Below are 18,702 nucleotides of genomic sequence, written 5' to 3'. Positions count from 1 at the left end.
TGTCATGACCGTCGAGTCTGCCCCGTCCGTGCCGCGCGCCGGGCTGCGGGGCGCGCTGCTCAGCTGGGTGCCGACCATCGTGTTGAACATCGTGCTGCCGATCGTCACCTACAGCGTGCTCACCGACCGCGGCGTCGGCGAGGTGCCCGCGCTGCTGATCAGCGGCGTGTGGCCGGTGCTGGAGACGGTGCTGTCACTGGCGATCCGCCGGAAGATCGACGAGTTCAGCATCTTCGTGCTCATCTTCCTCGGGCTCGGCGTCGTGGCCGCGCTCGGGTTCAACAGCCCGCGGCTGCTGCTGATCAAGGAGTCCGTCGTCACCGGGCTGTTCGGGGTCGTCCTGCTCGGATCGCTGCTCGCACCCCGTCCGCTGATGTTCTACTTCGGCCGGCGGTTCGCCACCAACGGCACCCCCGAGTCGATCGACTGGTGGAACGGGCTGTGGCAGTACCCCAACTTCCGCCGCACCCAACGCGTCATCACCATCGTCTGGGGCGTGGCGATGTGCGCCGAGGCCCTGCTGCGCATCGTGCTGGCATATCAGCTGTCCACCGACGCGATGGTCGTGGTCTCCAACGTGCTGCCCTACGTCGTGCTGGTCGGCCTGATCACCTGGACCATCACGTACGGCAAGCGCCAGGCCCGCGCCGCCCAGGCCGCCCGGGCCGCCGTCGCCTAGGGTTGGACCCGTGGAGCACTTCACGCGGCCGGACGGGCTGCCACCGGTCAACGGCTACAGCCACGCGATCCGCTTCTCCGGGACGATGGTCGCCGTGTCCGGCCAGGTGCCGATGGACGGCGCGGGCCAGGTCGTCGGCACGGACGACCCGGAGGCGCAGGTCCGCCAGGTGTTCACCAACCTGGCCGCGGCCCTCGCCGCCGCCGGCTCCGGGCTGGACCGGGTCGTCAAACTCACCGTGTACCTGACCGACCTCGCCGACCTCGCCGTCTTCCGCAGCGTCCGCGACGAGTTCATCGACCCCGCCGCGCCGCCGGCGAGCTCGCTGGTCCAGGTGAGCGGCCTGGTGCATCCCGCGTTCCGGGTGGAGATCGACGCGCTCGCGGTGGCCTGACGGCCTGCCGGCTGCCGTCACCCTCCAGCCGACGCAGCGGCTTCCACAGCACGCCGCCGCGAACATACCGCTGCGATCGCTCTCGCCGTGCCAACGGGGCAGCCGCCCGGGCCCGCGGTTGATAGGGTCCGGGCGTTTCGATGACCGTCGAGCTCACGGGGGCTACCTTGCACGACAACCCGGCCGTTGCCAGGCCTGCCGGCGACGCCGTGCAGCGCACCGTCAAACTCGGGATCGCCGCGGCGGCGCTGCTCGCGGCGCTCAACCTGGGACTTGCCGCCACGTTGTTCGTCGTTGCCGGGGTGGCAGGGCCGAAGAACACCGCGCCGTCGATCATCATGGGCGTCCCGGTGCTGATCATGGGTGTCGTCGGGCTCGTCGGGGTCCGGCTGATGCAGCAGGGCAAGCGCCGCGGCGCCAACGTCGCGGCCAAGGGCACCTGGCTGCTGTTCCTCACGCCCCTGGCGTTCGGCCGGGGCGCATTCGAGGACGGGTTCCACCCGCTCTGGCTGATTCTTGCCGCGGTCGTCCTCGCCGTGCTGGTCGGCGCCACGATCCTCGTCGACCGGGCCAGCCACCAGCTCCCCGCCCCGTAAAGGCGGTGACCGCCCCGGATGCCGGGACGGTCACCGCTCTCCACCGTCAGGCAGCCTGCCCGCAGAACACGGTGATCAGTCCGGCGAGCTGCTCGGGCGCGGTGAACGGGTACAGATTACAGATGGTTGCCGCCGTCGATCGTGGCGACCGTGGCGCCGGAGATCAGCCCGGCGAGGTGGGCCACGAGCCGGTGGAACGGCGGCGGGCTGGCACTACCCTGGATCAGCAGGACCGGCTGCTGGAGCCGGGCGGCGGCCTGCCGGTCGAGGCTCCACCCGTTGATGGCGGGGATCTCGCCGGTGAAGAGACACCGGCTGCTGTCCTCGGCGGCCGCGACCAGGTCGGCGCCGAGCGCGCTCGTCATGACCTCCCGGAACGACGGACCGCACACGGCCGCCATGAAGACGTCGAACGCGGCCGGAAGGTCACCTCGCGCCGTCGCAGCCATCGCCGCCCCGATCGCCGGACCCAGCATGGCGTGGATCACGTCGAGGTCCTCGGGCGCGGCCAGGCTGTCGACCAGCGGGGGTTCGCTGAGCATGAGCGTGCGGACCAGGTCGGGATGGTCGAAGGCGAGCTGCATGGCGATCGTCGTGCCCGACGAGTGGGCGAGCACGTGGGCGGGTGCCGCACCGAGGTGCCGCAGCAGGGCCGCGGCATGCCCGGCGTGGTCGGCGATGCTCAGCCCGCCCGGCGCGGCTGCACCGGTGTACCCGGCGCGAACCATGCGGATCACCCGGTACCGGTCCAGCACGGGCAGCGCGGCCAGGGGCGTGAACCAGTCGGCGGACCCGGCCGCGTGGATCAGCAACAGGGGCGCGCCGTCGCCGCCGGAGTCGGTGTAGGCAACCTCGGCGCCGTCGATGCGCCACCGGGTCAGTTCCGGAATCGTCAGGGTCATGCTGGTTTCTCCTCTTGGGTTAGTCGGCGTAGAGGCGGATCTCGATGCCGTCGGGATCGTGCAGCCCGATCAGCACCGAACCGCCGTTGTGCCCGGTCACGACGCCGCCGTGGGCCTGGCCCAGCTCGTCGAGCCGGTGTCGCCACGCCTGGACGGCGGCTCGGCTCGGCACCGCGAGGGCGATGGGGTCGAAGCCGGCCAGGGCGGCGGACCGCTCCGGGTCGAGGCGCAGCGCCAGCCGGAGCGAACCGGTCGGATCGGCGAGGGCAAGACCTCTGAGCACCCCGTCCTCGGTGAACTCGATCTCCACCTGCAGGCCGAGGACCTCGCCGTACCAGGCTCGGCTGCGGTCCAGATCCGCGACGGGCAGCTTGACGTGGTGGAAGCCGGAGAGTTCAGACATCTCACCCACTCCTTTCGCTAGAGGCGCCTCTAGTAAGTGACTAGAGTAGACTCTAGCGAATGGTGGATGCTGTCAACCGGTCGAAGAAACCCGACAGCGCAACGGGTGCGGTCCCCCGGCGCGCGACGAGGGCCGAGCAGGCGCGGGCCACGCGCCGGCGCATCATCGCCGCGGCCACCGAGCAGTTCGTCGCGCACGGCTACGGGGCGACCCTGCTCGACCAGGTGGCCGAGCAGTCCGGCGTCGCGGTCCAGACCGTGTACTTCCACTTCAAGAACAAGCGCACCCTGCTCAAGGAGGCGCTGGACGTCGCCGCCGTCGGCGATGACGAGCCCGTCCCCCTGCTGGAGCGCCCCTGGCTGGCCGAGATCCGGCAGGAGCCCGACCCGCGGCGGGTCATCCAGCTGTGGCTGGCCAACGGCCGCACGATCATCCAGCGCGTCGCCCCGCTCATGCGGGTCGTCCGCGGCGCCACCGGCACCGACCCCGAACTGGCCGCCCAGTGGGACACCAGCCAGCAGCAGACCCGCACCGCCTACGCCATGCTCGTCCAGCTCATCGCCGACCGGGGCGCCCTCGACCCCGCCCTGACCGTGGACCAGGCCCGTGACGTGGCCTTCGTCCTCGCCAACGTGGAGACCTACCTGCAGTTCGCCGACGCCTGCGGCTGGACCCTCGACCAGTGGCAGGACCGCGTCACCAGGCTCATGACCGCCGCCCTGCTCCCGAAAGACCTCCTACCGAACGACTGACCGGCCCGACCCACCGGCCCGGAGCCCCGTGCGGGCGATTGACAAAAAGATTTTGTACGTACAGGATACTTTTTGTGATCCAGGACCTCCTGTACTTGGAGCGCGTCGAGCAGGCCGAGACGCTGCTCAAACCGCACCGCATCGAGGTGCTGCGCCAGTTGGCCGAGCCGCGGTCGTGCACCGAGGTCGCGGCCCGGCTGGACCAGACCCAGCAGCGCGTCTACTACCACGTCAAGCGGCTCGTCGAGCACGGCATCGTCACCCAGGTGGCCGAGCGCCGGGTGCGCGGCATCAACGAGGGCGTCTACCAGGCCACCGCACGCGCCTACTGGCTCTCCCCCCGCCTCGTCGGCCGGATCGGCCAGCGCCAGCACCGCGACGAGGCCAGCCTCGGCTACCTCCTCGACCTCATGGAGGAGGTCCAGTCCGACGTCGCCGCCCTCCACAGCCGGGCAGCCCAACCCGTCGGCGCGCCGGAGCTGCCGTCACTCGGCGTCTCCGGCGAGATCAGGGTGCGGCCGGACCAGCGCGCCGAGTTCATGGCCGACCTGAAAACCGCCCTGCAGGACCTCTTCACCAAGTACGGCGGCGCCGACGGAGACGGGTTCAAGCTCGCCGTCGCCTGCTATCCCGACCGTTCCCACGACGCCGGCTGATTCCGGCAAGGAGACGACCAATGGCCACGTTGCAGAAGCGCATCCGGATCGACGCCCCGCGCAGTGCGGTGCACCACGCGCTCACCGACCCGACGGCGTTGCGGGTCTGGCTCGCCGAACACGCCGAGGTGGACCTGCCCGACCGGTTCCAGTTCTGGGGCCGCCGCACGCCGGACGGTGACGTCCCGCACCAGCGCCTGCTGCACGTCGACGACAGCACGCTGCGGTTCGACTGGGACCTCGACGGCGTCACCACCAACGTCGATCTCGCGCTGGCCACCGAGACGGGCGAGCGCGAGTCGACCCTGGTGACGCTCACCCAGACCGAGGTGCCCGGCTGGCCCGAGATGCTGACGACCCCGGGCAGCCGCAGCCTGATGCACACCTACTGGGCGCTGGCCCTGGCCAACCTCGCCGACCACGTCGAAGGGCGGCAGCCCGTCGCGCACTGCGACTTCACCAGCAAGGAGCTGCGCACCGAGGTGCTGATCGACGCCGACCGGCAGGCGGTGTACGAGTCACTGACCGAGCCGGAGCACTTCGCCCGGTGGTCCGGCGTGAAGGTCGACGTCGAGCTGTACCCGGGCGGCCGCTGGGCGATGGGCGGTTTCGAGGCGGGCGGCTATCCCGCGCACATCACCGCCATCGAGCCCGGGCACTCGATGTCGATCGACTGGGGCGAGATGGTCCAGACCTGGGAGCTGGCCGACTCGGGCGGCCGCACCCGGCTGACGTTTGTCCACAGTGGATTCGACGAGACCCAGCCGGCGCCGTACGACGGCTGGCTCGGCCTGCTCGGCGGCCTGGCGGAGCTGCGCCGCTACCACGAGAGCAAGAACTGGAGCCCCAGGTGGGTCGAGGTGAAGGTCGACGGCCTGCCTGACGAACTCATGACCATCAACTGACCGTCCACAACGACAGGAGAGAACACACTCATGCGCAACCTTGTGGTGGGGGTTGGCGACTACTCCCTCGACGGCATCATCGGCGAGTTGGGCAGCCCGTTCTTCGAGTTCTGCCGCTCCGTCCCCGACGACCCGGAGCACGCGGCCTGGACCGCGGAGGTGCAGCAGCGCGCCGAGGTCCACATCTTCGGTCGGGTCACCTACGAGGGCTTCGCCGGCTGGTTCCCGAACCTCACCGGCGATCCCACGGCCGACATCCTGAACAAAGGGCGCAAGGTCGTGTTCTCCAAGACCCTCGAACGGGCCGACTGGGACAACACGACGATCGCCGGCGGCGACCTCGTCGAGGAGATCGCCAAGCTGAAGGCCGACGGGGACGGCGACATCGCCGCGTACGGCGGGATCAGCTTCCTGCGGTCCCTCGTGCGGCACGACCTCGTCGACGAGTACCGGCTGACTGTGTACCCGTTCCTCGTGGGCGGCGGCACCACCCTGTTCGACGTCCCCGAGTCGCGCGCCCTCGAGCTGGCGGGCAGCGTCGCCTTCGGCAACGGCGTGCTCGGGCTCACCTACCGGCGGGCAGCAGCAGCGTCCTGACCGGCAGAACGCAGCACAGAGCGCGGCGGCGGGAGTTCCCGCCGCCGCGCTCGCGCTGTCACAGCAGGGCAGCAAGCTCCGCGGGCCGGCTCAGCGGTGCGTCGTGACCGCTGTCGATGAGCTGGAACGGCTCGCCGAGCGCGCGCAACCGTTCCAGCGTGACGGACGCCGGATACCCGGGCGGTGTGGCGGTGCAGAAGATGTACCGCCGCGGCACCGCCGCCGAAGCCGGCGTCTCGTCCGGCATCGGGTCGAGCGACGGCGCCAGCGGGGTCGGGCACAGCCGGGCGTTCATCCACGCGACGGTGTCCGCGTCCAGCCACGGGTCGGCGGCGATCGGCTTCGGCGGCAGCCACAGGTCCCGCGGCAGGTCCGGGACCGGGCCGAGCAGGGCGGCCGCGCGTTCGCCCGGCAGCGGCGCGGGCGCGTCGACGAAGACCAGGCGGGCCAGCCGGTCGGCGCACCTGCGGGCGGCGGCGGCGATCGCGACACCGCCCTGACTGTGCCCGACGAGCACCACGTCGCGCAGGTCCTCCTCTTCCAGCAGGTTGGCGACGTCGAGGGCCCAGGTGTCCAACGTGGGCGGCTCGGCGGTGAGGTGCCGGCGGTCGCCCATCCCGGTCAGCGACGGCGTGTGCACCTCGTGCCCGGCGGCGGTCAGCAACCGGCGGACGCGCGACCACGACCAGGCGCCGCGGAAGGCACCGTGCACGAGGACGAAGACGGTCACGGCCGGTCCTCCAGGACGACCTCGCCGATGGTGCGGGGGTAGGTGTCATACGGGCGCAGGTGCTCGTACATGGCCTCGGTGTGCTCGACGTAGCCGGGAGTGCGCGTCGCCTCGGCGTAGGACTCGGCCGTGTCGAACAGCCGGATGTGGGTGAAGTGCGTCGGGTCCTCGACGTCGCGCACCAGCCACCGGCCCCGGAAGCCCGGATGGGCGGCGAAGTAGTCGGCGAACCGCGCGGACAGGGCGATGTACGCGTCGGCGTGCCCCTCCGCGTCCCTGGTCCAGGCCTGGCTGACGACGACGTGCATGCGACCCCCTCGTTCCACTGTGCGAACCGATGTTTCCATCTGTCCGCCGCCAGCGGAAGTACCCCCGGTCAACTGCCGGGCGCGGGGCGTTCTTCGTCGGCGGAACGGATCGTTAACCTGGTCCGATGCGCGCACGCCTGGATCAGATCGTGGTCGACTGCCAGGAGCCGGCGAAGCTGGTCCGGTTCTGGGCCGGGCTGCTCGGCGGCGAACCCGTCGACCGGGCAATGGGATGGTCACACGTGCAGCCGCCGGGCTTCGCGCGGCTGGCGTTCCAGCCGGTGGCCGAGGCGAAACTGGTCAAGAACCGGCTGCACCTGGACATCGAGGTCGACGACATCCCGGCCGCCGCGGGCCGGGCGGTGGAGCTGGGCGCGGCCGTGGTGAGCGAGCTGATCGTGGACGAGCAGGGCGGCTTCCAGGTCCTGCAGGACCCCGCGGGCAACGAGTTCTGCCTCGTCCAACCGGCCCCGGACCGCGCGTAGCGGCTCAGGTCAGCTGCGCGTACCACCGCGCGCCGGTGACCAGGATCCGGGTGGACTGCTTCCGGTTCCACTCGACCTGCATGCCATGCCGGCGCAGCACCGGGAACACGGTCTCGTCCATCAGCCGCTCCAGGTCGGCCTGGTAGCCGGCCCGCTGCTCGGCCTCCGACAGGGCCTCGTAGGCCGCCTCGTCGAAGTCCTCGGGCGGGTAGACGCCGTAGCCGAGGTAGACCGAGCCGGTCGGGCTGGACATCAGCGACTCGGTGTCCTGCTGGTGATACCAGAGGTACCCGTGCCAGTGCCGCGACTCGTCGCGCTCGTCGTGGATCTCGCCGGCGGCGCAGGTGCCGCAGCAGCTGAAGTTCTCTCTCGCCAGCACGCCGAGCTGGTTGAGCTCGGTGAAGGCGACGGTCAGGTTGCTCTGCACGGGACCCCATCCGCGCTGCTGGGCCCGCCGCACGTCGAGCGCCTTCTCGTAGGCCGCCGCGAGCTCCTCGTCGGTGGCGCCGTGGCGCTCATCGTCATCTTCGAGGTAGTCCACGAACTCGGCAGCGTCGTCCTCGCCGCGCACGATCCAGGCCCAGATCTCGTCCTCGATCTCGGCCCGCCCCGGCTCCGCGATCCGCTCGGCAAGGAACCTGACCCCGTCGGGACGGTCGTTGTACGCCCACTCGCTCACACCAAAGATCATGGCAGACGCCCTTCGAGGCGGCCGGCGGGCGGCCGCCTCGCGGGGCGGGACCAGTGGCTACCCGGCGGGTTCGAGGACGACGACCGGGATCTGGCGGCTGGTCTTGCTCTCGTAGTCGGCGAAGCCCGGGTACGCCGCCTTCTGCGCGGTCCAGATCCGCTCCCGCTCCTCGCCCTCGGCAACCCGGGCGGCCAGCTTGACCGTGCCGGTCCCGATCTCGGCCTGCACCTGCGGCTGGGCCAGGATGTTGTGATACCAGTCCGGGTTGGTCGGCGCGCCGCCCTTGGAGGCGAACACGGCATATCCGGCGTCGACCTTCTGGTACATCACCGGGTGGACCCGCTCCTGGCCGGTGCGCGCGCCCACCGTGTGCAGCAACAACAACGGTGCGCCCTCGAAGTTGCCGCCGACCCGGCCCTCGTTCGCGCGGAACTCTTCGATGATCTTGTCATTCCAGTCGCTCATGAACGCAAGTCTTACACCCCTCCTTCGACCCAGGCCTAAACCGGCCGTGACTCGAACTCGACCCGCACGTAGGGCAGGGCGTCCCGCGGCACCACCGCCGTCAGCACCGTGCGGGCGCCGAGCGCCGCGGCCACCCCGTACACGTGCGGGTCCGTGTCGAGCCGGAAGCCGTCGCGGGCCGTGCCGTCCACGACGACCGGGATGCGCGGCTCGACACACCGCTCGTCCACCGGCGGCGCATCCTGGAACTGGTTGACCAGCACGTGGTTCACGTGCGCGACCAGCAGGGCCTCGACGGTGCCGGCCCCACCCGGCTCCTGGCTCCACTGGGTCCGCACGCATTCCCAGAGCATGGGGTACCGCATCCGCTGCACCTGCCCGACCAGCCACTGGGGTCGCGGCCAGGGCGGCTCCTCCTCCAGCGCCCGGCGCTGCGGCTCGGCCAGCTCGGCCAGGTTCACCGGGTCGTCGGGGTCGTCCGGGTTGCGCCACAGTGTGTAGCCGAGGCTGACCTCACACGACTCAAGCACGTCGGCGCGCGTCCCGGACGCCACGCCGATCGCACCCCAGTCCTCCAGATGCCGCTGGGGCACCAGGCCGAGCACCGGCACCGGCATGCGCCGCGCCTGCTCGAGCCGCTGCAGCAGCGGGTCCGGCTCGTGCTCGCCGATGATCCCCTCGAACCTCACCCCACCAGTCTGCGCCCGCTCGCCGGTCGGGTGAAGGCCGGGTCAGACCGGCCAGGCCGGGTCGGTGGCGATGGCCTGCAGCTGTTGCACGGTCAGCGGCGGCTCGGCACGCGTCGCGGTGTTCGTCTTCTCGCGCACCGCGTTCCAGGTGCCGATCACGACACGGACCCCGTCCGGCCGGTAGACGTCGGCCATGCGCCGCTGGATCCGGTCGTGGCCGGCGTCCTCCGACGGGCCTTCGGTCAGCACGACGATCGTGCCGTCCGGCAGCGTCGACCCGGTGCATTGGGTGCCGGCCGGATCGCGCCGCTTGGCGCAGGTGAACACGTCCATCGGGTCGTCGCCGACGACGCGGCCGGACGGGACGACACGGTTGAAGCCCGGCTGCACATTGATCTGGACCTTGCCGCGGCCGGCCGGGTCGTTGAGGACCACCTCGGCGAAACCCTTCTGGCTGTACGGTTCCGACACGGTCAGGCCGGCCGGTAGCAGGCTGAGCAGGGTGTTGAGCATGACGTCGGCCGGCACGTCGGACGGCCGGGTGCGCGGGCTGGGCGCCGCCGAGGTCAGGGTCGGGGCGGTCGGCGGGCCCGCCGACACCACCGCCGCCGGCCCGGCCGTGGGCGCTCCACCCGACCGGTCGGCGGCCACAGCGGCGACGCCGGCCACGACGCCGAGCACCACGATCCCGCTGACCGCCGTCGCGATCCGTTGCCGGTTCCGGGTCCGGTCGGCCCGGGCGAACACCGCGGCGGGACCGCCGCCGACCGGTGGCTCGTCCAGCTCCGCGGCCTGGTTCAGGGTCGTACGCAATTCGTCGAGCGGCATCAGACCACACCTCCATCGCTGAACATGAACTCCGCCAGGCTTCCGGGGAGCAGCTGGCGCAACGCGGCCAGTCCCTTGGCCGCCTGGCTCTTCACCGTGCCCTCGCTGACCCCGAGCACCGCAGCCGTGTCCTCGACGCTGCGGTCCTCCCAGTAGCGCAGCACGATGGTCGCGCGCTGCCGCGCCGGCAGGGTGCGCAGCGCGGCCAGCACCGTGAGCGCCGTGGCCCGGTCCCCGGCCACCGCCGGCGGCTCGGCGGCGCCGGCGGGGTCGGCCCAGGTCCGCTCGCGCCGCCGCGACCCGCGCTGGTTGTCGTCGAGGTACACCCGCAGCAGCACCTGGCGCGAGTACGCGTCGAGGCTCTCGACCCGCCCGCGCCGCGCCGCCACCACGACCCTCGCGAGGGCCGTCTGCACGAGGTCTTCGGCCCGGTGCCACTCGCCGCACAGCAGGAACGCGGTGCGGCGCAGGTGCGCGTACCGGCTCTCGACGTACTCGTGCAGCTCGGACTCGATCTCCTGGTTCACGGGCTGCCCCCTTTCACCAGTCCTTGACCGGTGCGGCGCCCGCCGGGGTTGCCTCGGCGGACGGTGGAAATTGCGCAGCGGCTCGCGGGTGTGGACGTTAGATTGCCGGGCGTGAGCAGGATCCTCTCGGTCAACGTGGCGGCGGCGCCGGAGCCCAACCCGGTCAAGCGCGTCGGTGTCACGGGCATCAACAAGCGGCCGGTCGACCATCTGGTCGCCGTGCGCGCGCCGGGGCCCAAGGCGACCGGGTTGGGCAGCGGGCTGGTCGGTGACCAGGTCTGCGACACCGAGCATCACGGCGGCGACGACCAGGCCGTCTACGCCTACGCGCGGGAGGACTACGACTGGTGGCAGGCGCGGCTGACCCGGCGGCTGGCCAACGGGCTGTTCGGGGAGAACCTGACGACCGAGGACCTCGACGTCAACGGCGCGGTCATCGGTGAGCGGTGGCGCATCGGGCCGCAGCTGGTCCTCCAGCCGACCTTCGGGCGCATCCCGTGCGTCACGTTCCAGCACAAGATGGGCGAGCCGCGCTGGCTGAAGACCTTCGCGCGGGCGGTCCGTCCCGGGGCGTACCTGCGGGTGCTGGAGCCGGGCACGGTGTGGGCCGGTGACCCGGTGATCGTGGAGGACCGTCCGGCGCACGGGGTGACGATCGCGCGGGCGTTCCGGGCGTACATGACCGAACCCGAGCTGCTGCCCGAGCTGCTGGAGATCGACGGGTTGCCCGATGACCTGCGCGAGACGCTGTCGGAGCGGCTCCACCCGCCGCGGCGGCGGTAGCCGGCCTGCGGGGCGTGGCGCTCAACGGCATGATGGGATCATGACCGTTCGCGCCCGGCTGTTGCGTGTCGCCGGCCTCGTCGCGTTGCTGGCGCTGGTCGTTGCCGCAGCGCTCGTCGTCGGCGTGCCGGATGCGCAACGGTTGCGCAGCGGTGTCCTGGGGCTCGGCTGGTGGGCGCCGGTCGCCTTCAGCGCGCTGTATGCCGTGGTGTCGCTGTCGCCGCTGCCGAAGACCGTCTTCACGCTGGCCGCCGGGGCGTTGTTCGGGTTGGTGGCGGGCGTCGTCATCGTGGTCACCGGGGCGATGCTCGGCGCCGTGGCGGCGTTGCATCTCGGCCGGCTGCTCGGCCGTGACACCGTGCGGTGGCTCACCGGCGGCCGCCTCGACCGCCTGGACTCCCTGCTGGCGGGGCACGGGCTGCGCACGATCATCGTCGCCCGGCTGATTCCGGTCGTGCCGTTCACCGCGGTCAACTATCTCGCCGGGCTCACCGCGGTCCGGCTGCGCGACTTCATCGCCGGGACGGCGGTGGGCATCCTGCCGGCCACGACCGCCTACGTCACGGTCGGCGCCTACGGCTGGCAGCCGGGCGCGTGGCCGATGTGGGCGGCCCTCGCCACGCTGCTGGTGCTCACCGTCGGCGGGCTGCTGGCCGAGCGGCGCCGGCGCCGGAGATCGAAAGCCACCGAGCCGAAGGCCACCGACCCTGCGGCCGTCGACGCGTCCTGAGCGGCGGGTCAGGCCAGGGCTTTGCGGAGCAGGGTCGCCAGCTGGTCCTGCTCCTCGGCGGTGAGGTTGGCGATCGCGGCGCGCGCGAACGCGAACGAGGCCTCGAAGTCGGCGTAGAGCGCGTCGCCGGCGCCGGTGCGGACGATCTGCCGGGACCGCCGGTCGCTGGGGTTGGTGTGCCGCCGCACGAGGTCGCGGCCCTCCAGCCGGGCGATGATCTGGGTGACGTTCGAGGCGTCGCAGCCGAGTTCGTCGGCCAGCTCCCGCATGCCGCGCGGGTCGGTGAGCCGGCCGAGGACGCAGGCCTGCGCGACGCTCAGCCCGTGCTGCGTGGCGGCGGTCTCGTAGGCACGGTCGTAGGCGTCGACGAAGTCGAACATGGCCCGCTCGGCGTCGGTCGACGCGCGCACCGGGCCCGACGGAACGGCCATGCGATCAGTGTACCAAAGAGCTTGATTGCCTCAAGTATCTGTGTCTAGCATGATGCATGAGTCAATCAAGTATCTCGCCGCGACGGACGGTGCTGGTGACCGGCGCCCGGGGGAAGACCGGCCGGGAAGTGGTCGCCCAGCTGCGGCGACACCCCGGGGTCGCGGTCCGGGAAGGCTCGTCCCAGCCGGGCGCGGAGACCGCGTTCTCCTGGGACGACCCGGACACCTGGCCCGGCGCCGTGAAGGACGTGGACGCGGTCTACCTCATGCGGCCGGACGTGCCGGAGGCGCCCGAGCACGTCGCCCGCCTCATCGACCTCAACCCGGACGCCTCCGTCGTGCTGCTGTCCGAGCAGGGCGCGGACGGGCTGCCCGCCGGGCAGTGGGCCCGCCGGGTCGAGGACGCGGTCACCGGCCGCGCCGCCGGCTGGACCCTGCTCCGGCCGTCCTGGTTCCACCAGGTCCTGACCGACCCCCGGTTCTACCGCGACGACATCCGCGTCAACCGGGTGCTGCGGCTGCCCTCCGGCGGCGCGCCCATCGCCTGGGTCGACGCACGGGACATCGCCGCGGTCGCGGTGGCCGCGCTCGTCTCGCCGGCCGGGCACGACCGGCAGTCGTACACCATCACCGGGCCGGAGGCACTGCCCGTCCAGGCCGTCACCGATGCGCTCTCGGCCCACCTCGGGGTCGCCGTCCGCGCCGACGACCCGCCGCCCGGGCAGGCCGTCGAAGGCCTCGACGCATGGACCACGGACATCCTCATCGACCTGTACGACCGGGTCCGGGCCGGCGGCTTCGCCGAGCAGACCCCGGTCGTGGAACGCATCACCGGCCGGCGCCCGACGTCGGTGAGCGAGTTCGTCGCCGCGAACCTCGACGAGTGGCGCTGACGGGTCAGGTCCGCGTCCGGAACGGGGCCAGGGTGGCCCGGATCTGGTCGGCCGCGCCCCAGTCGTCGTCGAACTGGGCCAGCACCGCGAGGTGCTGCCGCAGCTGGATGATCGGCATGCGGGCCGGCCAGTCGCCGTCGAGGGCGGTCAGCTCGGCGTACACCTCGAAGAACCGTCGCGCCTCGGGCGGCGGCGACGTGGACCACACGTGGGCGAGGTCGACCTCGGCCCACGTGTAGGACACGGCCGGGTCGATCAGCGCGGGCCGGCCGTCCTCGGTGGACATGACGTTCTGCGCCCACAGGTCGCCGTGCGTCAGGCAGGCGGGCCGCTCCGGCAGCAGGTCGGGCAGCCGTTGACACAGCCGCTCCAGCGCCGCCCGGTCCCCGGCGTCCAGCGCCGCGTCGACCCGGGGTTGCCCGAGCCACCGCAGCAGCCGGTGCTGTGCGAAGAAGGCGAAGCCGTCGTCGTCCCAGGTGTTGATCTGCCGGCGGCGGCCCAGCCAGTTGTCGCGGTGCCAGCCGAACCGAGGATGGGTCGTGCCCAGGTGCAGGCGGGCGAGCACGTGCGCGAACTGCTCCCAGAACGCCTCGCTGCCCGGCCGCGGTTGCAGCACCGGCAACACCAGCAGCTCCCGGTCCACCAGGATCACCTCGGGTGTCGCCACGCCGCCGAGCTCGCGCAGGGCGGTCAGCCCTTCGGCCTCCGCGGCGAACACGTCGTCCGCCGGCGGCTCGTCGAACGCCTTGACGAACACCGGCGGCGCGTCCCGGCGGGTGGCGATGCCCGCGAGCGCGGCGAGCCCACCCGCCGCCGGCCGCACCGACACGACGTCCTGCATCCCGGCCCGGAGCAGGCAATCCAGCAGGAAGCGGGTCACGTGGGTCCTCCATCCGCGGCCGCCAGACCGGTGCGGAGCAGCCCGACCAGGCGGCGCGCGTTGTCCACGTCGGTGGTGAGTGCCGCGCCGCTGGCGAGCGCCAGCAGGTCCTTGACCGTGACGTCCGGCTGCAGCGCCGGTTGGGCGCGCCGCACCAGCGTGCCTGCGGTGGCCGTGATCGCGGCGTGCCACTCCTCGAACATCGGCGTGCGCCGGCCGTCCGGGACGTCGGTCGCCGCCAGCGCGAGCGGTCGCTTGGTCGCCACATGGGCGACGAACGCGTCCAGCCAGGCGAAGAGCGCCTCGATCGGGGCCGGCGCGGCGAGCAGCCGCCCGCCGTAGTCGCACAGCGCCGTCACCTCGTCGGTGTACAGCGCGGCAAGCAGCTCGGCGCGGGTCGGGAAGTGCCGGTACAGCGTGGCGTTGCCGACACCCGCGCGCCGGGCGACGTCGTCCAGGGCGACCTCGCTGCCGACCTCCGCCACGAGCGCACGCGCGGCGACGAGCAGGCGCTCCCTGTTGCGTTGTGCGTCGGACCGAGGTCGGCGCTTGCCATCCGGGGACATCCCCGAATATGGTACGGCAACGAAACGGGGACTACCCCACTTCTGTGGAGGGGAAGCGATGCTGACCACCGAGGACCGGTTCGCCATCGAAGACGTCATCAACCTGCACGGCCATCTGACCGACCGCGGCGACTTCGCCGGCATGCCCAGGCTGTTCACCGAGGACGTCACCTATGACGTCACCGCCCTCGGCGGCGGCATGCTCGCCGGGCTGGCCGATCTCCGGGAAGCCGGACTCGCCCTCGGCGCGGCAAACCCGCTCGCCCACCACGTCACGAACATCGTCCTGAGCGAGGCACCGGACGGCACGGTGCTGGCGCTGTCCAAGTATCTCGGCGTCATGTCCGACGGGTCCGTCGCCAGCGGGACCTACGAGGACACGGTCAAGCTCGGCGACCACGGCTGGCGGATCACGCACCGCGTCATCCGGCCCCGCCGCGTGCCGCTGCAGCCATGAGGGATCCTGCGGTTCAGCCGCGGGCCTCGTATGACGCGTTCACCCCGAGCGCCAGCAACAGCCGGCAGAGCACCGCGTAGCCGGATCCGTCCCGGTAGTTGTTGTACTTGCGGGTCTTGCCGCTCGTCAGGCGCACCCTGACGCGCCCGGGCCACAGCTCGATCCGCTCGACTGCGGCCCACGGTGCGGCCGCGGCGTCCTTGGGGCCGATGATCCCGTCGCGGGTCACCCGGACGTCGCCGCGCCCGACGACGCGGCCGGCGCGCACCGCCTCGACCTGCCGGGCCACCACCCGGGCCACGGCCTGCTCGGTGATCAGGTCGGCGATCGGGCGGACCAGGGGGAAGGCCGCGGCGACCTCGGCCGGCAGCAGTGCGGCGAAAAACCCGCCGCCCGGGCCGTACGGATCCAGCGCGTTCTGATAGTTCGCCGGGATCGTCACGGTACGGCCATCGCCGACGGTCAGCAGGAACCCCTCATAGGACCACATCGACTGCGACTCGGATCCGTCCGACGTCCAGTGGTCGACCACGTCGGTGACCTCGTCCCAGCGCACCGGCCGAGGCGGCGCGCCGGGGTCGACCTCCGCCAGGCCGCCGGGGTAGCCGTACAGCCACCGGGTGAACCGGCCGCGCCGCGACACCACGACGCACACCACGACGTAGGCACCGGCGAGGACGGGCGAGACGCCGAGGATCGGCACCGCCGCGTCCGGCGCCCACAGCAGGAGCAACACGGCGGCGCCCGCGAACACGGGAATGGGAGCCAGCAGGAGCAGCACCCGCCGGGCTCCCAACGGCGGGGTGACCTCGGTGTGGTACAGGCCCAGCGGCTCCCCCAGCCCGAGCGCCTGCCCGACCTGGACGGCGTGCCGCCAGTTGGCGGCGCTGCGCTGCTGCGCCTGCCCCACCATGCGCCGGTACTGTTCCTCCAGCTGCTGCCGCGCCACGGGCCGCATTCCCATGCCTACCTGGGTAGCACCACGAGGCAATCGGACCGGTCCTAGGCTGTCGCAATGCCAAGGCCGATGTCGCAGGACCAGTACCCGCATCGCGTCGCGCACGTCCGGAGCCTGGTCGCCGGGGAGCAGGACGGCGCGCTCGTCGAGGAGCTCGTCGACCTCGCGGTGCACAACGGGGACGTGTGACGCTACGACGGAGCGGCCGTGCGGATGGCGGTGGAGGTGCTGCCGCCGCCGCGCCGGCACGCCCTGATCCTGGCGGTCGCCGGCCGGGCCGCCGCCGCGGCGCCTCCGGTCCCGGTCGACGCGCTCCTGCACTGGCTGGCACGCGGCCTCGAACCGGCGGCGCTGTCCTGGCGCGCCGGCCGGTGCCTCATCGACGCCGCCGTCCGGCACGTGACCGGCCTGCCCGACGAGCTGCGCGTGCTGGCCGAGGTCGCCGTGCGGGAGACCGGCGCGGTCCCGCCGGAGTTGCTGGCGGTGATACGGCGGTCGGCGATGCGGTTCTCCAGCTGGGCCAAGGCGTTGCAACCGTGGCTCGGCACCGCGACCGACCCGCTCAACGTCGGCGAGTCGTGGGCCGAGACCGCCAACGCCGAGGCCGCCGATCGACCCCTGCTCGTCCACGCGCTCGCCGCCAAGGGTGCCCACCCGGCCGCCGGCTGGGCCCGCCGGGCCGCGGCCGTCGCCGGCGAGCTCGGCGTCTCCAGGTGCCGGACGCTCATGCATCGCTGGTTCGACCTGGTGCCGCGGCCACGCACGCTCCGCCTGCGCGACGACGACCGGCACGACGCCAACGAGGTGCTCGACCCGCACAACGCGCTGGCGTTGCGCGGCCTGTTGTTCCTGCTGACCACCGTCCCGCCGGACCCGGGCGACGCGGCGGTCGTCGGCCGCCTCGCCCAGCACGCCGCGCAGAAGGTCGCCGGCCACGGGCCACGCAGCCAGGTCATCGCGTACGCCGCGGTCCACACGCTGGAACGCCTCGGCACCGTGCCGGCGCTGCACGAGCTCCAGCGGCTGCGCAGCGGCACCAACCAACCGGGCTTCGGCGGCCGTCTCGACGTCGCGATCGCGCGCCGCCGGGCCGCGCTCAGGACCTCCGCGCTGATCCACTGATCGGAGCGGGGCCGGTAACGGGCAGGCGTCGAAGTTGGTGCGCGGGGCGACGTCGTGTTGATCAAGTCCCTATCCTGTCGGCGTGACCGACGCGCCCACACCGAGCGACGCCGAGACGGCCCCCGAGTCGTTGCCGGCGTCCGCCTCCGTTCCGCCCAGGGAGGACGAGCCGGCCGCGGAGGACGAACCGGCGGCGGAGGACGAGCCGGCGGCCGGCGTCGCTGAGCAGGAAAACGGTCCGGACGGCGGTCGGCCCCGGCGGCGGCGCGTGCTGCTCGTGGCCGCCGCGCTCGTGCTCGTGCTGCTCACGGCAGGTGGTGTGGTCGCGTGGCGGGTGTTCGCGGCCGATCCGCGCGACGCCGCCAGGGAGTACTTCGCCCGCCTGGCCGCCGGGGACGCGACCGGCGCGCTGCAGGCCGTCGACGCGAGTTCGGTCGTGGCGCAGCTGCCGACCTCCAACCCGCTGCTCTCCGCCGCCGCGCTGAGCGACCCGGCGGCCAGGCCGCGGGCGATGGCGGTCACCAAGGTCACCCAGGCCGGCGACACGGCCACGCTGGCGGTGCGGTACCAGGCGAACGGCGCAACGGTCGCCCAGACGCTGACGGCGCGGCGGCAGGGCCGCGGGTTCGTGCTGGTGTCCCCGTTCGTCCGCCTCTCGTTCGCGAGCGGTGCGGCCGCGGACCAGGCACGGATCACGGTCAACGGGGTCGCGGTCGACCCGGCCGGAGCCGGCTCGGCCTTTCCGGGCGCGTACACCGTCACCGTGGACGGCAACGCCCTGCTCGCCGGCCGCACCGCCGCGGCCGTGCCGTCGCCGGACGCCACCGCCACGGTCACGCTGCCGCCGCCGAGCCTGTCCGCGGACGGCCAGGCCAAGGCCGACGCGGCCGTCGCCGCAGCGCTGCAGCAATGCGCCGCCAAGTACTTCCAGCCGGGGTCGGGCTGCCCTGCCGTCAAAATCTTCGAGCTGTCGCCGGTCTCCTCCGGCCCGCCGCCCGGCAAACTGGTCAGCGACATCGTCACCGTGATGACCGCCAGGGCCGACGTCACCGTGACGATCACCAAGGTCCCGGTCTGGACGTTCACGCCCGACGCCGGGGCCGTGACGTTCTCGGCCGCCGACGGCGTCGTCCACTGGGACGTCAAGATTGCCGTGGACGGCAAGGTGCTGACCGGCCGGTCCGGCGACACGCAGCTCGCGGCCAAGGGCCGGGTCGCCCTCGACGCCGACGGCAAGCTCCAGGTCACGTTCGCCTGAACCGCCCGGGGTTGCGC

The 18,702-nt window shown here is 72.4% G+C and carries 28 protein-coding genes; 15 read left to right on the top strand and 13 right to left on the bottom strand.

Annotation, left to right across the window (positions count from 1 at the left end):
- The first annotated feature begins 4 nt into the window (after positions 1-4).
- The 3 genes from ACFPIJ_RS09660 to ACFPIJ_RS09650 all read left to right on the top strand — a co-directional run bounded on the left by ACFPIJ_RS09660 (position 5) and on the right by ACFPIJ_RS09650 (position 1,669).
- On the top strand, positions 5-679 hold the full coding sequence (locus ACFPIJ_RS09660) for a VC0807 family protein (protein ID WP_380114350.1): 675 nt from the start codon (positions 5-7) through the stop codon (positions 677-679).
- A gap of 10 nt (positions 680-689) precedes the next feature.
- Positions 690-1,073, top strand: coding sequence for a RidA family protein (locus ACFPIJ_RS09655; protein ID WP_380114349.1), 384 nt, complete (start codon positions 690-692; stop codon positions 1,071-1,073).
- A gap of 140 nt (positions 1,074-1,213) precedes the next feature.
- On the top strand, positions 1,214-1,669 hold the full coding sequence (locus ACFPIJ_RS09650; protein WP_380114348.1) for a hypothetical protein: 456 nt from the start codon (positions 1,214-1,216) through the stop codon (positions 1,667-1,669).
- Positions 1,670-1,785: 116 nt separating this feature from the next.
- Here ACFPIJ_RS09650 and ACFPIJ_RS09645 read toward each other — a convergent pair whose 3' ends face one another.
- Both ACFPIJ_RS09645 and ACFPIJ_RS09640 read right to left on the bottom strand, forming a co-directional pair.
- On the bottom strand, positions 1,786-2,571 hold the full coding sequence (locus tag ACFPIJ_RS09645; protein ID WP_380114347.1) for an alpha/beta fold hydrolase: 786 nt from the start codon (positions 2,569-2,571) through the stop codon (positions 1,786-1,788).
- 19 nt (positions 2,572-2,590) lie between these two features.
- Entirely contained in the window at positions 2,591-2,974 is a 384-nt protein-coding gene (locus ACFPIJ_RS09640; RefSeq protein WP_380114346.1) for a VOC family protein, read from the bottom strand.
- Positions 2,975-3,033: 59 nt separating this feature from the next.
- Between ACFPIJ_RS09640 and ACFPIJ_RS09635 the strand changes: the two genes are divergently transcribed.
- From ACFPIJ_RS09635 to ACFPIJ_RS09620, 4 genes are all read left to right on the top strand, one after another.
- Complete coding sequence (locus tag ACFPIJ_RS09635) at positions 3,034-3,726, top strand: TetR/AcrR family transcriptional regulator (protein ID WP_380114345.1); 693 nt, start codon at positions 3,034-3,036, stop codon at positions 3,724-3,726.
- Positions 3,727-3,803: 77 nt separating this feature from the next.
- Positions 3,804-4,382: a helix-turn-helix domain-containing protein gene (locus tag ACFPIJ_RS09630; RefSeq protein WP_380114758.1), complete on the top strand. Its 579-nt coding sequence runs from the start codon at positions 3,804-3,806 to the stop codon at positions 4,380-4,382.
- 20 nt (positions 4,383-4,402) lie between these two features.
- On the top strand, positions 4,403-5,287 hold the full coding sequence (locus tag ACFPIJ_RS09625) for an SRPBCC domain-containing protein (RefSeq protein ID WP_380114344.1): 885 nt from the start codon (positions 4,403-4,405) through the stop codon (positions 5,285-5,287).
- A gap of 30 nt (positions 5,288-5,317) precedes the next feature.
- Entirely contained in the window at positions 5,318-5,884 is a 567-nt protein-coding gene (locus tag ACFPIJ_RS09620; protein WP_380114343.1) for a dihydrofolate reductase family protein, read from the top strand.
- 58 nt (positions 5,885-5,942) lie between these two features.
- Here ACFPIJ_RS09620 and ACFPIJ_RS09615 read toward each other — a convergent pair whose 3' ends face one another.
- Positions 5,943-6,614: an alpha/beta fold hydrolase gene (locus ACFPIJ_RS09615; protein WP_380114342.1), complete on the bottom strand. Its 672-nt coding sequence runs from the start codon at positions 6,612-6,614 to the stop codon at positions 5,943-5,945.
- Entirely contained in the window at positions 6,611-6,922 is a 312-nt protein-coding gene (locus ACFPIJ_RS09610; RefSeq protein WP_380114341.1) for an antibiotic biosynthesis monooxygenase family protein, read from the bottom strand. Before ACFPIJ_RS09610 ends, ACFPIJ_RS09615 begins: the two co-directional genes overlap by 4 nt.
- A gap of 125 nt (positions 6,923-7,047) precedes the next feature.
- On the opposite strand from ACFPIJ_RS09610, the gene ACFPIJ_RS09605 reads away from it, so the two are divergent.
- Positions 7,048-7,407 carry a VOC family protein gene (locus tag ACFPIJ_RS09605; protein WP_380114340.1) on the top strand — a complete coding sequence of 120 codons (360 nt, stop codon included), beginning with the start codon at positions 7,048-7,050 and terminating at the stop codon, positions 7,405-7,407.
- A 4-nt stretch (positions 7,408-7,411) separates the two neighbouring features.
- Here ACFPIJ_RS09605 and ACFPIJ_RS09600 read toward each other — a convergent pair whose 3' ends face one another.
- From ACFPIJ_RS09600 to ACFPIJ_RS09580, 5 genes are all read right to left on the bottom strand, one after another.
- Positions 7,412-8,086, bottom strand: coding sequence for a DUF6891 domain-containing protein (locus ACFPIJ_RS09600; RefSeq protein WP_380114339.1), 675 nt, complete (start codon positions 8,084-8,086; stop codon positions 7,412-7,414).
- Positions 8,087-8,155: 69 nt separating this feature from the next.
- On the bottom strand, positions 8,156-8,563 hold the full coding sequence (locus tag ACFPIJ_RS09595; protein ID WP_380114338.1) for a nitroreductase family deazaflavin-dependent oxidoreductase: 408 nt from the start codon (positions 8,561-8,563) through the stop codon (positions 8,156-8,158).
- 35 nt (positions 8,564-8,598) lie between these two features.
- Positions 8,599-9,252, bottom strand: a complete 654-nt coding sequence (locus ACFPIJ_RS09590) for a hypothetical protein (protein WP_380114337.1) — start codon at positions 9,250-9,252, stop codon at positions 8,599-8,601.
- A gap of 42 nt (positions 9,253-9,294) precedes the next feature.
- Positions 9,295-10,080, bottom strand: coding sequence for a hypothetical protein (locus ACFPIJ_RS09585; protein WP_380114336.1), 786 nt, complete (start codon positions 10,078-10,080; stop codon positions 9,295-9,297).
- Positions 10,080-10,607: a SigE family RNA polymerase sigma factor gene (locus ACFPIJ_RS09580; RefSeq protein WP_380114335.1), complete on the bottom strand. Its 528-nt coding sequence runs from the start codon at positions 10,605-10,607 to the stop codon at positions 10,080-10,082. Before ACFPIJ_RS09580 ends, ACFPIJ_RS09585 begins: the two co-directional genes overlap by 1 nt.
- 111 nt (positions 10,608-10,718) lie before the next feature.
- Here ACFPIJ_RS09580 and ACFPIJ_RS09575 point away from each other — a divergent pair, with 111 nt between their 5' ends.
- Together ACFPIJ_RS09575 and ACFPIJ_RS09570 are read left to right on the top strand one after the other, a co-directional pair.
- Entirely contained in the window at positions 10,719-11,390 is a 672-nt protein-coding gene (locus ACFPIJ_RS09575; RefSeq protein ID WP_380114334.1) for an MOSC domain-containing protein, read from the top strand.
- A 40-nt stretch (positions 11,391-11,430) separates the two neighbouring features.
- Positions 11,431-12,120, top strand: a complete 690-nt coding sequence (locus tag ACFPIJ_RS09570) for a TVP38/TMEM64 family protein (protein ID WP_380114333.1) — start codon at positions 11,431-11,433, stop codon at positions 12,118-12,120.
- A gap of 8 nt (positions 12,121-12,128) precedes the next feature.
- Here ACFPIJ_RS09570 and ACFPIJ_RS09565 read toward each other — a convergent pair whose 3' ends face one another.
- Positions 12,129-12,551: a MarR family winged helix-turn-helix transcriptional regulator gene (locus ACFPIJ_RS09565; protein ID WP_380114332.1), complete on the bottom strand. Its 423-nt coding sequence runs from the start codon at positions 12,549-12,551 to the stop codon at positions 12,129-12,131.
- Between the two features lie 56 nt (positions 12,552-12,607).
- On the opposite strand from ACFPIJ_RS09565, the gene ACFPIJ_RS09560 reads away from it, so the two are divergent.
- The gene (locus ACFPIJ_RS09560; protein ID WP_380114331.1) at positions 12,608-13,444 is read left to right on the top strand and encodes a Rossmann-fold NAD(P)-binding domain-containing protein; all 837 of its coding nucleotides are present in this window, start codon (positions 12,608-12,610) and stop codon (positions 13,442-13,444) included.
- A gap of 4 nt (positions 13,445-13,448) precedes the next feature.
- Here the strand turns inward: ACFPIJ_RS09560 and ACFPIJ_RS09555 are convergent, their stop codons facing one another.
- Together ACFPIJ_RS09555 and ACFPIJ_RS09550 are read right to left on the bottom strand one after the other, a co-directional pair.
- Positions 13,449-14,324, bottom strand: coding sequence for a fructosamine kinase family protein (locus tag ACFPIJ_RS09555; protein WP_380114330.1), 876 nt, complete (start codon positions 14,322-14,324; stop codon positions 13,449-13,451).
- On the bottom strand, positions 14,321-14,890 hold the full coding sequence (locus ACFPIJ_RS09550; protein ID WP_380114329.1) for a TetR/AcrR family transcriptional regulator: 570 nt from the start codon (positions 14,888-14,890) through the stop codon (positions 14,321-14,323). The genes ACFPIJ_RS09555 and ACFPIJ_RS09550 overlap by 4 nt, the downstream gene beginning before the upstream one ends.
- Before the next feature lie 58 nt (positions 14,891-14,948).
- Here ACFPIJ_RS09550 and ACFPIJ_RS09545 point away from each other — a divergent pair, with 58 nt between their 5' ends.
- Positions 14,949-15,347, top strand: coding sequence for a nuclear transport factor 2 family protein (locus ACFPIJ_RS09545; protein WP_380114328.1), 399 nt, complete (start codon positions 14,949-14,951; stop codon positions 15,345-15,347).
- A 13-nt stretch (positions 15,348-15,360) separates the two neighbouring features.
- On the opposite strand, the gene ACFPIJ_RS09540 is transcribed toward ACFPIJ_RS09545, so the two are convergent.
- A complete protein-coding gene (locus ACFPIJ_RS09540; RefSeq protein ID WP_380114327.1) occupies positions 15,361-16,311 on the bottom strand; it encodes a hypothetical protein in 951 nt (316 codons plus the stop codon).
- 51 nt (positions 16,312-16,362) lie between these two features.
- On the opposite strand from ACFPIJ_RS09540, the gene ACFPIJ_RS09535 reads away from it, so the two are divergent.
- The 3 genes from ACFPIJ_RS09535 (at position 16,363) to ACFPIJ_RS09525 (ending at position 18,685) form a co-directional block, all read left to right on the top strand.
- On the top strand, positions 16,363-16,494 hold the full coding sequence (locus ACFPIJ_RS09535; protein WP_380114326.1) for a hypothetical protein: 132 nt from the start codon (positions 16,363-16,365) through the stop codon (positions 16,492-16,494).
- Positions 16,495-16,512: 18 nt separating this feature from the next.
- Positions 16,513-17,427, top strand: a complete 915-nt coding sequence (locus tag ACFPIJ_RS09530; RefSeq protein ID WP_380114325.1) for a hypothetical protein — start codon at positions 16,513-16,515, stop codon at positions 17,425-17,427.
- 82 nt (positions 17,428-17,509) lie between these two features.
- Positions 17,510-18,685 carry a hypothetical protein gene (locus ACFPIJ_RS09525; RefSeq protein WP_380114324.1) on the top strand — a complete coding sequence of 392 codons (1,176 nt, stop codon included), beginning with the start codon at positions 17,510-17,512 and terminating at the stop codon, positions 18,683-18,685.
- Positions 18,686-18,702: the final 17 nt, after the last annotated feature.

Source organism: Dactylosporangium cerinum (assembly GCF_042653625.1).
Lineage (GTDB): Bacteria > Actinomycetota > Actinomycetes > Mycobacteriales > Micromonosporaceae > Dactylosporangium > Dactylosporangium cerinum.
Note: the sequence above shows the minus strand (reverse complement) of the source record. Positions and strands in the feature narration are given on the sequence as shown.